Below are 15,393 nucleotides of genomic sequence, written 5' to 3' on the forward strand. Positions count from 1 at the left end.
TCGTAATTTAATAAAAGATTATAGTGATAAAAAAAAATTAAAAAAATTGTTAAATCAAGATAAAATTTTTTTTTATTGCGGTTTTGATTCTACTGCGGGATCTTTAACAATAGGACATTTAGTCCAGATTATAACTTTTTTATTATTAAAACAAAAAGGTCATCGAATTTTTATTTTAATAGGTGGATTAACAACTTTAATAGGAGATCCTAAAATTAATAAAGAAAGAAATTTGTTGTCTCTTCAAGAAGTTAATACTAATTCTAATAAAATAAAAAGACAATTACAAAAAATATTATCCCAAAAAAAAATAACTTTTCAAGAGAGAAAGTTATTGTCTTTTGAAGAAATAAATAATTACCCTGATAAAATAAAAAAACAAATGGAAGATATTTTATCAAGAGATGAAGTTAATTTTATTAATAATTATGATTGGATTTCTAAAATATGTCTCATTTCTTTTTTTAGGGATTATTGCAAACATTTTAATATTAATTATATGATTTCTAAAGATAAAATAGCCCAAAGATTAAAAACAGGTATTTCTTATACAGAATTTTCATATATGATTTTCCAAGCACTAGATTTTTATTATCTATATAAAAATTATAATGTGCAATTACAAATTGGCGGTTCTGATCAATGGGGGAATATAACTTCAGGTTTAGAATTAATAAGAAAAATGGAAATTAATGAATTATCAGATACTAAATCTGTAGCTGGAATGAGTTTCCCACTTTTATTAGATAATAAAGGCGATAAAATAGGTAAAAGCGAAGATAATGCTATTTGGTTAGATGAAAAATTAACTTCTCCTTACCAAATGTATCAATTTTTTTTAAATTCTAAGGATATTAATGTTATTGACTATTTAAAAATGTTAACTTTATTAGAAGTAAATGAAATTATAAAATTAGAAAAAGAAACTAAAGAAAATCCAGAAAAAAGATTAGCTCAAAAAGAATTAGCAAAACAAGTTGTTAAATTTGTTCATGGACAAGATATTGTTGAAGAATGTATTCAAGTAAATAATATTTTATTTAATCAAGAAGAAATAATTTTTAAAATAGAAGATTTTCTTTTACTAAAAAAACATTTATTTTTTTTCGAAGTTAACAAACAAATTTCATTAATTGATGCTTTAGTTCAAACTAAACTTGCTTATTCCAAAAATCAAGCTAAAAATTTAATTTCAGCTGGTTCCATTAAAATTTTTCAAAAAAGTATTAAAAATAAATGTTTTTTATTAGATAATGAACAAGCATTGTTTCAAAAATATATTATATTAACTAGAAAAAATAAAATAAACGCTTTAATTATTTTTAAATCTTGAAATAATTAAAGCGTTTTAATTTTTCAAAAAGAGAAGGCAATTTAAGAAATTGAATAATATAAATGAATTATATAGAAATTTAATAATTAAACATTACCATAAATCTAATAATAAAGGATTGATAAAAAAAAACAATTCTAATGATTATTTAATTATGGAAAAAAAAAATATTTCTTGTAGTGATAGGATTATTTTACAAGTTAAATTAGAAAAACAAATAATTGTTGATATTAAATACGAAACAGAAGGTTGTATTATTTTAACTGCTTCTGCATCTTTAATGTCTATTTATTTAAAAAATCAAAAAATAGAAACAGCTCTTCGCAAAAAAAATATTTTTATCAATATGTTGAAAAATAATTTTTTTAAAAATAATCTTTTAGAAGAAGAATTGCAAATTTTTTTATTAGTAAAAAAATTTCCTGGTAAAGTTATATGTGCTAGTATGCCTTGGAATCTTTTAGAAGAAATAATATTAAATAAAAAAAATTAAATTTATTTGTTAATATCTTCGTTTTATATGTTAAAATTAAATAAATTAAGAAATTAAATAATTTTTCAACACAAATAATTTAATTTTTTTATAATGAGAAAGGATTTATTGTTTAAAAATAATGTTAAAAATAGTGAATCTTTATAAAACTTTTTTTTTTAACAAAAAACCTATCCCAGTTTTACAAAAAATTAATTTATCCGTTCCTCAATATAAAATTTTTGGCTTAGTAGGTTCAACTGGTTCAGGAAAAACGACTTTATTGAAAATAATGAATGGTTTAATGAAACCTGATAAAAATCAAGAAACTAAAATTTATAAAAAATTTAATATTTCAGAAAGTGGTACTATTTGGCAAAATTTTAATCTTTTATCTAATTTAAATGTTTTCGATAACATTGCTTTACCTTTAAAAATAAGAAATTTAAGTAAATCTCAAATCAAAAATAAAGTATTAAAAATTGTAAAATTTGTAGAATTATCTCAATTTATAAATATTTTCCCGAAACAACTTTCAGGTGGACAAAAACAAAGAGTGGCAATCGCTAGATCTTTGGTTTATGAACCTAAAATTATTTTTTGCGACGAACCAACTTCATCTTTAAATGAATCAACTGGAAAAAAAATTTTAAAATTATTTTATGAAATAAATAAAAAATTTAAAACAACTATCGTTATTATTTCTCATGATTCTTGGGTCATTAAAACATTATGTGATTTAGTAGCTATTTTAGATAAAGGAAAAATTAAAAAAGTTCTTCATTTACAACCTAGTTATGATTTTAAATTTTCATCATATCAAGAAATTTTTGAAAAATAATTAATTTTTTATTTTATTATCGTTTTTTTTATTTTTTTAATATATATCTTATTTAATTTAAAATTATTAAATAAGATATATATTAAATTGTATGTTAAATTTAATTTTTTTTAATAATTTAAAAATAATATAATATAATTAATTTAAATGACTTTTAATAGTCATTTTTATAAAAATTATTTTAATTTTTAAAAATAAATAAATATATCTTTATATATTAATATATTTATCTTTTATTATAAATATAGTAAAAAAATTTTTATAATATGAAAAATATTTATTATAATTTTTTTCTTCATTAGTTTTAAAATTCTTCCATTTTTAAAATTGTTAAAAAAATATATATAAAAATAGATTTTTTTATTTTTAAAAAAAGGAGTTTTTTAATATGAATAAAAAAAATACAAAAAATAAATATTCAAAATTATTTTTTAATTTTTTTTTTATTATATTTTTGTTAGTAGTGATTATTATGATTTTCTTTTTTATTTTTTTTAATAAAAATAAAAAAGAAAATGAATTTTCTCAACAAGAACTTAATTCTTCTCAAAATGTTAAAAATGTTAAAAAGTATGCAAAAGATAACAAAACAATTGAAGAAGAATTAGAATACGATATTAATAATAAATTAATTAAATCAATTAATTATCGTCCTGATGGAAAAACAGTTTGGTTTATTAAAGAATATAGTCCTAAAACTCATAAACTAGTAAAAGAAAAAACTTATTTTTGGGATGGAAAAAATATTCTTTTAATAAATGAATATGATGAAAAAAGTGGTCAATTGATAAAAGAAAAAAAATATAGAAATGATGGAACAGAATTTTAAAATAAAAAATGTTAATTCATTAAATTTAATTAAATTTCATTTTTTATTATGTAAAAAAATATTAGTTAATATTTTTTAAAAAAATAATTTATTCATTTACATAATTTTAATTGTAAAATAAATTACATTTTTAAATTTAAAATACCTTCTTCTAATAAATAAGCAAAATCTTTGTTATTACTATTTAATATATAATTACTTATATCAACATTTTGTAGTATTTTTTTAATATTTTCTTTTGTATATTCTACATTTAAAAAATTTTCTAAGAATTCTGATAAATTATCATTTTTATTAAAAAAATCACCTTTTAAAAATATTTGTTTTATTTTTCCTTTTTTTAAAGATAATAAAATTTCTAAATATCCCCAATTAAATCTTTTTTTTAATTTTTTATCATATTGCGGATGTTCATCAAAAATCCATTTTTTTTCTGAATATTTTTCAGACATTTTTTCTATTTTAGATATTTCCTCATGATCTAAGATATATTGTTCATTTGTTAATTGATCGTTTAAATATTGTACTAATTCTTTTTTTGTTGTATTTTTTAAATATTTTTTTAAATTAGTAATTCGTGAATATACACTTTCAATACCTTTAGAAATTAATTTTTCTTTATTAGGAGAGATACAACGAAACATCGTATCAACATCACAATCGTACAGTAAAGTCCCATGAATAATAACACCATTTTCATTTTGTAAAAAGGCATTTCCTGAAACTTTTTTATCTCCTAAAAGAATGTCATTTCTTTCGCTTAAATGTAAATTAATACCTTTTTTTTTAAATATTTCTATTATTTGAGATAAATATTTTTTAAAACTAAAATTTTTATCTTTTTTTTTTGAAATAATACTAAAAATTATAGTTCCTGTATCGTTATATACGCAACCGCCTCCTGTTGGTCTTCTGAAAAAATTAATATTATTTTTTTTAACAAAATCCATATTTAATTCATTTTCTATAATTTGATTTTTACCAATAACAATTCCTTTTATTTCCCATTGAAAAAAAAATGTTTGATCTTTTTGAGGAAGAAAATTTAAAATATATTCTTCAAGTGCATAATAAAAATAAGGTGTTAAATCATTTTTTTTTCTATTATTATAGACTACTAAAATCATTTTTTCTCCTATTAATTTTTAAAAATAATCATTTTTACAAATTATATAATATATTTTTTATTTTAATAGAGATTAATTTAAAAAAACCAAGATTTATTTTTTTTTGTATTTTCGTTTATTTGATCTAATTCTTTTATTTGTTGGATAAGTTTTTTTTGATGACTTGTTAATTTTTGAGGAGTTTTTACTTTCACTGTAACATAATGATGTCCTTTTTGATAAGAAGAATTTAAGTAAGGTACTCCTTTATTTTTTAATCTAAATTGAGTATGACTTTGAGTTCCTTCTGGTATTCTTAAATTAACTTCTCCATGAATAGTTGAAACACTAAAATCATTTCCTAAAATAGCATCGTAAAAATTAATCCATAAGTTTGTATAAATATCTTGGTTTTTTCTTTCGAATAAAGAATGAGATTTTACTTCAACATTAATATATAAATCACTATTATAGTTTCCTATTTTGTTTCCTTGGTTTTTAATTTTTATAGTCATTCCACTTTCTATTCCAGCAGGAATAGATACTTTTACTTTTTTAATTCCAGAAACTCTTTTTAAACCTTTACAAAATAAACATTTTTTAAGAATTATTCGTCCTTTTCCTTGACAATATGAACATACTTGTTGAGTAGAAACGCTACCTAAAAAAGTCATTTGAGTTCTTTTAATATAACCTTTTCCATCACAATAATAACAAGTTTGAATATCTTCTTTACTTTTAGCACCTGTGCCATTACATTCATGACAGTCTTCTTCAAATTGGAATTGGATTTCTTTTTCAACGCCTAAACAAGCTTCTAAAAAATCAATTGTAATATTTATATTTTTATCTTCAATTTTGTCTTTATTTCTTTTTTGACTTTGTTTATTTTTACTACTGCCAAAAAAATTTTCAAAAATATCTTCAAAATTAAATTCTTGACTAAAATCTTTAAAATTATTACTATTAAAATTATTATAATCATTTCTATGCCCGAATCTATCATAATCTCTTTTTTTTTCGGGATTACTTAAAATTTGATATGCTTCTTGAATTTCTTTAAATTTTTCAGTAGCATTAGCTTCTTTGGAAACATCTGGGTGATATTTTTTGACAAGTGTACGATAAGCTTTTTTTATTTCATTTTCAGTAGCATTTTTAGAAATTCCTAAAATATCATAATAATCTCTTTTAGAACTCATATTTTACTCCTATAAAAATTTTGTTACAAAAAATCTGAAAATTAGTAAAATAAACCAAAAAAAGACTTCTTTTTTTGGTTTATAATTTTTTAATAAAATTATTTTTCTTCTTTAAAATCTGCGTCTACTACTTTTTCTTCTGAATCTTTTGATTCTTTTTGTTGTTCTTTTTTATTATTGTCTTCTTTTTCTTTTTGTTTAGATTGTTCTTTTTGATAAACCCTTATTGCTATTGCTTGCGCTTCTTTTTCTAAAACTTCCATTTTTTCTTTAATAATAGCAATATCGTCTTTTTTCAATGCTTCTTCTAAATTTTTTATTTGTTCTGTTATTTTATCTTTTTCTTCTGGTTTTAATTCGTCTTTAAGAGAATCTAAAGATTTTTTAGTTTGAAAAATTAAATTATCAGCTTGATTTAAAGTATCAATTTTCTCCTTTTGGATTTTATCAGATTCTGCGTTTTCTTCTGCTTCTCTAATCATTCTTTTTATTTCTTCTTCTGTTAACGAACCATGACCTGAGATAGTAATTTGTTGTTCTTTATTTGTACCTAAATCTTTTGCTTTAACAGAAACAATACCGTTTACATCAATATCAAAAGTAACTTCTATTTGCGGAACACCTCTAGGAGCAGGAGGAATATTGTCTAAACTAAAACGACCTAAAGTTTTATTTTCTCTTGCTAAAGGTCTTTCACCTTGTAAAACATGTATCACAACTGAAGGTTGATTATCTTCTGCAGTAGAAAAAACTTGTTTAGCAGTTGTCGGAATAGTTGTATTTCTTTCTATTAATTTAGTAAATACATTTCCTAAAGTTTCTATTCCTAAAGAAAGAGGTGTTACATCTAAAAGAACAATATCTTTTACATCTCCTGATAAAATACCACCTTGAATAGCCGCACCCATTGCAACTACTTCGTCTGGATTAATACTTTTATTTAAAGTATTTTTATTTAATTCTTTTTTTACTAGTTCTTGAATAGCCGGAATTCTTGTAGAACCGCCTACTAAAAGAACTTGGTGAATTTCTTCTGGTTTAATATTAGCATCTTTAATTGCACGTCTTAATGGTTTTAAACAACGTTCTACTAAATCTTGAGTTAATTCATTAAATTTAGCTCTTGTTAAAGTATATTCAAAATGAATAGGAGTTTGAGCACCACTAGAACTTTGCATTGTCAAAAATGGTAAAGAAATTTGTGCTGACGTAGCATTACTTAATTCTTTTTTAGCATTTTCAGATGAACTTTTTAATCTCTGCATTACTGTACGATCTTTGCTTAAATCGATTAAATGATCTTTTTTGATTTTTTTTAATAAAAATTCAATTATTTTATTGTCAAAATCATCTCCACCTAAAAGATTATCTCCTGCAGTTGATAAAACAGAAAAATTACCTTCTGCTAAATTTAAAATTGAAACATCAAAAGTTCCTCCACCTAAATCAAAAACTAAAATATTCTGTTCTTTATCATGTTTATCTAAACCATATGCTAAAGCAGCAGCTGTTGGTTCGTTAATAATTCTTTTTACTTCTAAACCAGCAATTTTTCCTGCATCTTTAGTTGCTTGTCTTTGGGCATCATTAAAATAAGCAGGAACAGTAATGATTGCGTTTGATACTTCGGCTCCTAAATATTCTTCAGCTTGTTTTTTTAAATTTCTTAAAATCATAGCACTAATTTCTTGAGGAGTATAATCTTTACCTTTGATATTTAATTTAAAATCTTTTTCTCCCATATGTCTTTTAATGGATATTACTGTATCTAGATTAGTCAACATTTGTCTTTTCGCTACTTCGCCAACTAGAATTTCTTCATTTCTAAAAGCAACGATCGAAGGAGTAGTTCTACCACCTTCTGAATTTATAATTACCTTTGCTTCTTTTCCTTCCATAACAGCGACACAAGAATTAGTTGTTCCTAAGTCGATTCCAATTATTTTATTTGTTTTCATTTTTTTTATCACTCCATTCGTTAACTTTAACCATAGCTGGTTTTATAATTAAATCTTTGTATAAATAACCTTTTTGTAAAACGGCAATATTGATTCCATTTGGTTCATCTTTATTTGATGTTTTTTCTAAAGCATAATGTATCTTAGGATCAAATTTTTCTCTTAAAGCTTTAATTTCTTCAACTCCTTCTTTATTTAAAACTTCTTTTATCTGTTTATTAATCATTCTAAAGCCGGATAAAAAATTTTTTAACAAAGGTTCTTCGTAGTTTGTTTCTAAAACTTGTTCTAATTTTTCTAAAGGCTCTAAGAGATTACTAATTAAATTCATAGAAGAATATTTTAAATAATTATCATTTTCTTTTTTAATTCTTTTTTGAAAATTATCTAAATTTGCTTGATATCTTAATTTATCATTAAGCCAATTCTGTTTTATTTGTTCTAAATCTTTTTGTAATTGTTTATTTTCATTTTCTATTTCAGAAATATCTTTTTTATGTTCTTTTTCTTCTTTCTTATTTTCTGTTTCAGAAATATCTTCTTTTTCTTCATTAGAATTCGAAGAAGAAAAATTAGATTTTTTTTCTTGGTTTTGGTCTTCTAGTTTATTATCATCAATGTTATTTGTTTTTTTATTTTTATTTTCTTCTTCTGAATGATCGCAAAGATTATTTTTTTGTTTTTTGGTTTCTTTTTCCATTATTTCAGCAACTCCTTTAATTTTCTTTAGTTTATTTTTTTATTTATTATCATATAAATGCGATATATGTGCTGATAAATATTCTAAAATAGGAATAATTTCTTGATATTTTATTATATCAGAACCTAAAATGGCTAAAAAACCTTTTTCATTTTCATTAATATTGTAAGGTATAGATAAAAAAATAAATTTCTTATAAGGTATTAAACTAATTTGATTAGCTAATTTACAAATAATTTTTCGTGAATTACAAAAAAAATTAATTAATTTTTCTTTATCAAGAATTTCATAAATATCTTTTATATCATCAGTGTGTTTTTTTTCTTTATATAGTTCTAAAAAATTAGATATTCCATATACAGAAGTATTGTTAATTAAGAAATTATAAAAAGATTCTAAAAAAAAATGAATTAATTGATTTTGATATTCTAAATTTTGAATTATTTTATCTTTAAAATAGTTACTTTGAATAATGTTTAAAACTTCGTTTATATTTTTATCAATTAGTAAATTATTAAAAAGTTTAATAACTTTTTGTAAATCATCTATAATAAACTCTTTTTTTTTTTCAAAAAAAATATTTTGATGTTCTAAATTACCCTTATCAGTTATTATAGAAATAACTGCTTGTTTAGAATTAACAAAAAATAAATCAATTTTTTTGATTTTACTTGTTTTTAAAATATCAGGTTTAACATTTATAATTATATGATTAGTTTTTTTAGAAACCAATTGCAAAATTTCCTTAACGATTTTTTCTTTATTTAAACTTTTTTTATTTGTTAATAGTTCGAATAAAGAAAAAATTTCAATAGTTTCGTGTTTACGAGTTATTAAATTATTAAGATAAAAAACATAACCTTTTAAAGAAGGAATTCTTCCGCTGGATTTATGATTTTTACATAAATAACCTTTCTTTTCTAACTGGTTCATATCAAAACGAATAGTAGCACTAGAAAATTGAAGATAAGGTATTTTAGATAATAAATCAGAACTTATAGGTCTGTCTTCTTTTGAATAATTTTCGACTATAGCTTTCAAAATTAATCTCTTTCGATTAGAAAGCAAATTTATACCTCTATTTTGTCTATTTTTTTATTAATTTAGCAATCATCTATTAAGACTGCTAATAATATTCTATTACTTTTTTTCATTAATGTCAACATTAAAATTCAATTTTATATAAAAAATAAAAATATTTAATTTTTTAATAATTTTTTAATTTAAAGATAATAAATCCCAATGAGTAAAAATAAGATTTTAAAATTTATTTTAATCCTAAAAATTATTCTTTATTTTTAGATATTTTTTTTTTTACAGTTATTATCATTATTTTTATTTTGGTTATGAGGATTTTTTTAGGGTAATTTTTGAGATAAAGAAAAATTGGTACTTTGAGATTATTTTTTTAAAATTTAAAATTATTTTTTATCAATGATAAATTAAAAAAAAGAATATTTATTTTTATCAGAAATTTTTAAGAGATTTTGTAAAAATAATAAACAGAAAAATTTTTTTGAGCAGTATAAATCAAAAAATATTCCAAAATTAGACCTTTTTAATATATACTTATTTAGTTTAAAAAATGACAATTGAATTTTATTTAATTTTTTTTATTATTATCATTTTTTAAATAAAAAAATTTTGAAATTTCTTTTTCAAATGAAAAATAAACAAAAATCATTAAAAAAACATTTTGAAGAAATTAAGTAACACAAAAAAATAAAAAAAATCAATCTTTGATCTTTTTTAGTTATGTTCTTAGAAAAATCAAAATAATTTCATTAGAAGTAAATATACATATTTAATTTATCATTTTTTGATATCTTTTTGATTTTGGTTGTAAAATTGACTTAATTTCTCGAACTGCTTTAACCGACAATTACAAATTACAAATAAAAGATGTTTTATTTCATAAATATCTGAATTTTCAACATTTTTTTTATATCTTCTAAATTGATATTTTCTCCATTATATTCTATTTTTACTAAATTTTCATTTTTTAAAATCATATTGCATTCATTTTTTAATTTTTTTTTATAAAACATTAATTATTTTTTTAATTCTAAAGGTTTTCAATAAAAATCCATCTTTTGTTGATAAATATCTATTGTATTGAAACCTAAAAAAGCAAAAAAACTTTACAAAAATAAAATCAAATTATTCATTTGTATCTATTTCTCCTTTTTTTATGTTTATAAAAATTAACTTAAAAAATAAATATTAAAAATAAAAATATAATACTTTCTATGTTATATCATAAATATACTTTAAATTAAAAAGTTAAAATACAAAAATTATTTTTTTAGTTTCCTCTAAAAATTATTTTTTTCTTAAAACGAACTTATTTCAGTTAATAAAAAGTTTTAATATATTAGAAAGTAAGATTGGAATATATTAGTTAAACATAAAATTAAATTCACTCTGTCTCTTTTTTCCTACCTGCTGAACATTTTGAAAAAAATTAATAATAAGAGATAACCATTTTAAGTTATTTTTATTTTTGGCGAATTTTTTTTGGAATTAAAAAAGTTTTTTTAAAAAACAATCCTTTTACTATATATTTATACAAAAAAGTGAAAAGAAATCAAAAAAATAAAGAATTTAAGGAATAAAAAAAGACTAATTTTTAAAATTTTTTATTATTTTTATCTTTTTTGTTTTTAAATTTCTAAATATTAAGATATGAGAAAATAACACTGAATATTATTATTTGTTGTTATGTTTAAATAATAAAATAAAAAATTAGTAAGATAAAAAATAAAATAAATAATAAAATAAAAAATTAGTAAGATAAAAAATAAAATAAAAAATAATAAAGATATTTAAAAAGAACATCAAAAGACATAACCAATAAAAAAAAGGGATAGTAAAAAAAAATAAGAAATAAAAACAAATTTAACTATCAATTTTTATAACAAAAAATAACTAATAAAAATTAAGAAAAGTGAATATCTTTATTTTATATTGTAATTATTCTAGATAGTCATAAATTTTATAAATAACAAAAAAACACTTGTTATAATCTTTTTTTTTATTCATTTTTTATTTCATATTACAAAAGTAACCTATTTTGATTATTAAATTGTTGTGTAGTGAATGAGGAGAGAAGTGCGTTGTTAATATTTGATACTCCTTTGTTTTTTTCTTAACAGGTTATTAGTATTTTTTTATTTTTTTAAAAAAATTATAGAGATAGATTTTATTAATTTTTTTCTTCATTTTTTATTCCATATTATCATTATAACCTCTTCATTTTGTTATTTAGTTGAACTGAGGAAGGGGTTTTTTTAGGGTGCATTGCTGGTAAGTCTTCTAAATTAATTTTGTGTTCCGTAGATGGTTTTACCTCCTGAATTTTTTCTCTCTTCTTTATATATATTTTTTATTTTACCGATATTTTGTGATTTTTAATTAATTATGTTTCAATATGATGAGCATTATTAAAATACACTTTTTATATAATTTTAATTTTTGATTTTGATTATGGACAGAAATGTTTATTTCTTTAGCTTTTTTTCTATTTTTTTGATTGAGAAGGTTTAATTTGTTTTTTGTTTCTAAATGATAACAAGAAGCCAGACGCATAATTAAAAGAGAACACAAAAGAAGTAAAGTAGTAACAATAAGAAAAGAAAAAAGACGATATTAACGTGTTTTTAAAATAAATTGAAACATAGTAATCCTTTCTTTTACATGAATTCTTCATTATTACTTTTGGTAAATTCTGGTTCTTGTTGTTGTTGTTCTTGTTCTATATTATAAATCGCCCACTCACGAATTTTAATTAGTTTTTCGTTGTCTTTTAAATCTAAGTTTTTTAACCAATCAATAAGGTCTTGGCGATTGTATTGTAAATATATATTTTTTTGGTAATCACTATCAAATTTATCAAAATCTATATTATTATTAAATCTATGTAAAACTTGAAAAGATTTAAAATCAGCAGAAGATAAATTACGAATATCATATTTTAAATCTTCTAAATTTGCAGAAGGATCAAAACAATAAATATAATTAGAAATATTTTTATAACAATCAGAACAATAATCTTTAAATTCTTTTGATATAAAATATAACCAATCAAATTCTAATTCTAAGTTTTTAGTTATTAAACGAAGATAAGGTATTTTTGAATAATCATCTAATTCAGTAATCACATTAAATATATCAATATTTTGACAAGTATTTAAAAAACAATTACTTCGATTATAAAAATCATCATCACCATGTTTATCTCGTGTTAAAAGGTTTGTTTTTGCATAAGGTTTATTAGTTTGAATGAATTGATAATTACTTTTGGAAACTGGCCAACCATATTTTAATTTTTCATTTCCATCACTTTCAAATTCATATTCTCCTAAGTGGTCACGGCCATGAGACCATTGGAGAGGATAACAACTAATGCCAATTTTATTTAAACAATCTTCAAAATCTTTTTTATCAAAAAAAACGGTTCGTCCTTTGATGTCTTTTTGAGTGGGGTGCATGTTTTGAAAAAAAAGATACTCTCGAATAATATTCCCTTCTGAATCATAATATTTAAGATAAGGTTTAGTTGCTAAGATAGGGGTGGTGGTGGTTATTTCATTTGGAGTTGTAATTTCTTTTTGATTTTCTGTTGTAATTTCATTTTTATTTTCTGTTTTTAAATTTTCAACATCTTTTGTTAAATTATTTTTTTCTGGGTTAGGATTAGTTTCTAAAAGATTAAAAACAATCACACTTAAAGTCAGAATAATTAAAGAAATAACAAAACCCCAACCTAAAATTAATTTATTAATTTTATTATTTTTTTTATTCATTTTTTTTAAAATATTTTTCCTTTTGATTCTATTTTAAACTATTTTTTCTCTTTTGCAACAAGAAGCCAGACGCATAATTAAAAGAGAACACAAAAGAAGTAAAGTAGTAACAATAAGAAAAGAAAAAAGACGATAATAAAGTGTTTTTCAAATAAATTGAAACATAGTAATCCTTTCTTTTACATTAATTATTCTTTTTTAGTATTAGTAAATTCTGGTTCTTGTTGTTGTTGTTCTTGTTCTATATTATAAATCGCCCACTCACGAATTTTAATTAGTTTTTCGTTGTCTTTTAAATCTAAGTTTTTTAACCAATCAATAAGGTCTTGGCGATTGTATTGAAAATATAGATTATATTGATAATTATCATGAAATTTATTAGAATCTATATTATTTAATCTATGTAAAACTTGAAAAGATTTAAAATCAGTAGGAGATAAATTATTGATATATTCTTTTAAAGCATTAAAGTTATATATACAAGATTTAAAAAGTCTTCTAAATTTATAAGAACAATAATTTTCAAATTCATAAGTTATAAATTTTAACCAATCAAATTCTAATTCTAAGTTTTTAGTTATTAAACGAAGATAAGGCATTTTTTCAGACTCAATTTCTTCAGAAAATGTTTTAAATATGTCTATATTTCGACAAGTATTTAAAAAACACCAACTTTCATTATAAAAATTATTAATATTATAATCTTCCCTAGCACCATATGAATCTTTTGTTAAAAGTTCTGTTGTTACATCAGGTTTATTAGTTTGAATAAATTGATAATTACTTTTAGAAACCGCCCAAAGATATTTAATTTTTTTGATTCCATCACTATCCAATTCATATTCTCCTAAGTGGTCACGGCCATGAGACCATTGAATGGGATAACAACTAATGCCAATTTTATTTAAACAATCTTGAAAAGCTTGTTTATCAAAAAAAACAGTTCGCCCATTGATGTCTTTTTGAGTGGGATGCATATTTTTGAAAAAACAATATTCTCGAATAGTATTCCCCTCTGAATCATAGTATTTAATATAAGGTTTAGTTGCTAAGATGGAGGTTATTATTTCTTTTTGATTTTTTGTTAATCTTGCATTTTCTAAACATTCTAAACTTTCAAAAATGTTTTTAACATCTGTTTTTAATTGTTTAACATCTATTTTTAAATTTTTAACATCTGTTTTTAAAGGGTAAAATTTGTTAATTAAAAGTTCAAAATCTCTTTTAAAAACTTCGATTTTTGTTTCTAAATCATTTATTTCATAGTTAGTATTAGTTTTTAAAACGTTTAATTCATTTTTTAAAAGTTTAAAATTTTTTTTAAAATCTTTTTTTAAAGCGTCTAATTGATCTTTTAAATTTTTGTTTTCTAGATTTAAAAAATTTTTCAGACGTTTAAAAATGGTTTGAAAATGAGCTTCTAATTGTTCGTTTTCTTTTTTTAAATCTTCATTTTCTTGGTAAATGTCATTATTCATTTTTCTGAATTCTAATTTAATATCTTTGTTTAAAGCTGTTCGTCTGTTTTCAGTTTCTAAATGATACTGATGAAAGGAGGCGTGTATGATAAATAAAAAACAAAAAATTAAAATGGAGATAATGTAGATAAAAGGAATAATTTTGTAATAACGGCCTTTAATTTTAAAACTCATTTTTTTTAATGTAAACCTTTCTTAATATAATAACTATAATATTTATTATTAATTTTTAATCAAAAAATTCTAGTGAAAAAAAGATTTCAACATGAAAATAAATCATAAAAATAAAAAAGTAATTTAAAAAAGAAAAATAAATAATTAAAAATAAAAATTAATCTTAATTTAGTTTTTTTATTTTTAATTATTATTTGATTTATTAAATTTTGTTGATTCAATAATTAATGAAATAAAAAAAATTTTTATTAAAAAATAAAAATCATTAAAAAATTAATGTAACTACTTAGTATAATAATAAGATAGATAATTTTAAAATTATGCGATGCTAAAAATAAAAAATAGAAAATTTAAAAACAAAATAGAAAAATAAATTTTATGAAAATTAAAAATAAAATCATTAAAATAATAAAAAAAATTCCAATAAAAAAATCAAATTAGAGAATGAAATATCATATTTCCAAAGAAAATTAGAAATTATAAATAAAAGTTTAG

12 protein-coding genes are annotated in these 15,393 nt (G+C 20.5%); 4 read left to right on the plus strand and 8 right to left on the minus strand.

The window, feature by feature from the left end; all coding sequences use genetic code 11:
- The 4 genes from tyrS to Q8777_RS00725 form a co-directional block, all read left to right on the plus strand.
- A partial coding sequence (gene tyrS / locus Q8777_RS00710) for a tyrosine--tRNA ligase (protein ID WP_318749436.1) occupies window positions 1–1,333 on the plus strand: 1,333 nt, incomplete at its 5' end.
- Window positions 1,334–1,382: 49 nt separating this feature from the next.
- Window positions 1,383–1,826: a Fe-S cluster assembly sulfur transfer protein SufU gene (sufU, locus tag Q8777_RS00715; protein WP_318676066.1), complete on the plus strand. Its 444-nt coding sequence runs from the start codon at window positions 1,383–1,385 to the stop codon at window positions 1,824–1,826.
- Between the two features lie 121 nt (window positions 1,827–1,947).
- Window positions 1,948–2,646, plus strand: coding sequence for an ATP-binding cassette domain-containing protein (locus tag Q8777_RS00720; RefSeq protein WP_318676067.1), 699 nt, complete (start codon window positions 1,948–1,950; stop codon window positions 2,644–2,646).
- 388 nt (window positions 2,647–3,034) lie between these two features.
- Window positions 3,035–3,475, plus strand: coding sequence for a DUF2963 domain-containing protein (locus tag Q8777_RS00725; RefSeq protein WP_318676068.1), 441 nt, complete (start codon window positions 3,035–3,037; stop codon window positions 3,473–3,475).
- A gap of 122 nt (window positions 3,476–3,597) precedes the next feature.
- Here Q8777_RS00725 and Q8777_RS00730 read toward each other — a convergent pair whose 3' ends face one another.
- The 8 genes from Q8777_RS00730 to Q8777_RS00765 all read right to left on the minus strand — a co-directional run bounded on the left by Q8777_RS00730 (window position 3,598) and on the right by Q8777_RS00765 (window position 14,898).
- Window positions 3,598–4,602 (minus strand): lipoate--protein ligase, encoded by a 1,005-nt coding sequence (locus Q8777_RS00730; protein WP_318676069.1) that lies wholly within the window; start codon window positions 4,600–4,602, stop codon window positions 3,598–3,600.
- Between the two features lie 77 nt (window positions 4,603–4,679).
- Complete coding sequence (gene dnaJ / locus Q8777_RS00735; protein ID WP_318676070.1) at window positions 4,680–5,783, minus strand: molecular chaperone DnaJ; 1,104 nt, start codon at window positions 5,781–5,783, stop codon at window positions 4,680–4,682.
- A gap of 98 nt (window positions 5,784–5,881) precedes the next feature.
- On the minus strand, window positions 5,882–7,741 hold the full coding sequence (gene dnaK, locus Q8777_RS00740; protein ID WP_318676071.1) for a molecular chaperone DnaK: 1,860 nt from the start codon (window positions 7,739–7,741) through the stop codon (window positions 5,882–5,884).
- Window positions 7,728–8,441, minus strand: a complete 714-nt coding sequence (locus tag Q8777_RS00745; protein ID WP_318676072.1) for a nucleotide exchange factor GrpE — start codon at window positions 8,439–8,441, stop codon at window positions 7,728–7,730. Before Q8777_RS00745 ends, dnaK begins: the two co-directional genes overlap by 14 nt.
- Before the next feature lie 39 nt (window positions 8,442–8,480).
- Complete coding sequence (gene hrcA, locus Q8777_RS00750) at window positions 8,481–9,509, minus strand: heat-inducible transcriptional repressor HrcA (RefSeq protein ID WP_318676073.1); 1,029 nt, start codon at window positions 9,507–9,509, stop codon at window positions 8,481–8,483.
- 839 nt (window positions 9,510–10,348) lie between these two features.
- Window positions 10,349–10,489 carry a hypothetical protein gene (locus Q8777_RS00755; RefSeq protein WP_318676074.1) on the minus strand — a complete coding sequence of 47 codons (141 nt, stop codon included), beginning with the start codon at window positions 10,487–10,489 and terminating at the stop codon, window positions 10,349–10,351.
- 1,644 nt (window positions 10,490–12,133) lie between these two features.
- A complete protein-coding gene (locus tag Q8777_RS00760) occupies window positions 12,134–13,246 on the minus strand; it encodes a hypothetical protein (RefSeq protein WP_318676075.1) in 1,113 nt (370 codons plus the stop codon).
- Between the two features lie 188 nt (window positions 13,247–13,434).
- Window positions 13,435–14,898 (minus strand): hypothetical protein, encoded by a 1,464-nt coding sequence (locus Q8777_RS00765; protein ID WP_318676076.1) that lies wholly within the window; start codon window positions 14,896–14,898, stop codon window positions 13,435–13,437.
- Window positions 14,899–15,393 lie beyond the last annotated feature (495 nt).

The organism is Candidatus Phytoplasma stylosanthis, from assembly GCF_032886435.1.
Taxonomy (GTDB): domain Bacteria; phylum Bacillota_I; class Bacilli_A; order Acholeplasmatales; family Acholeplasmataceae; genus Phytoplasma; species Phytoplasma stylosanthis.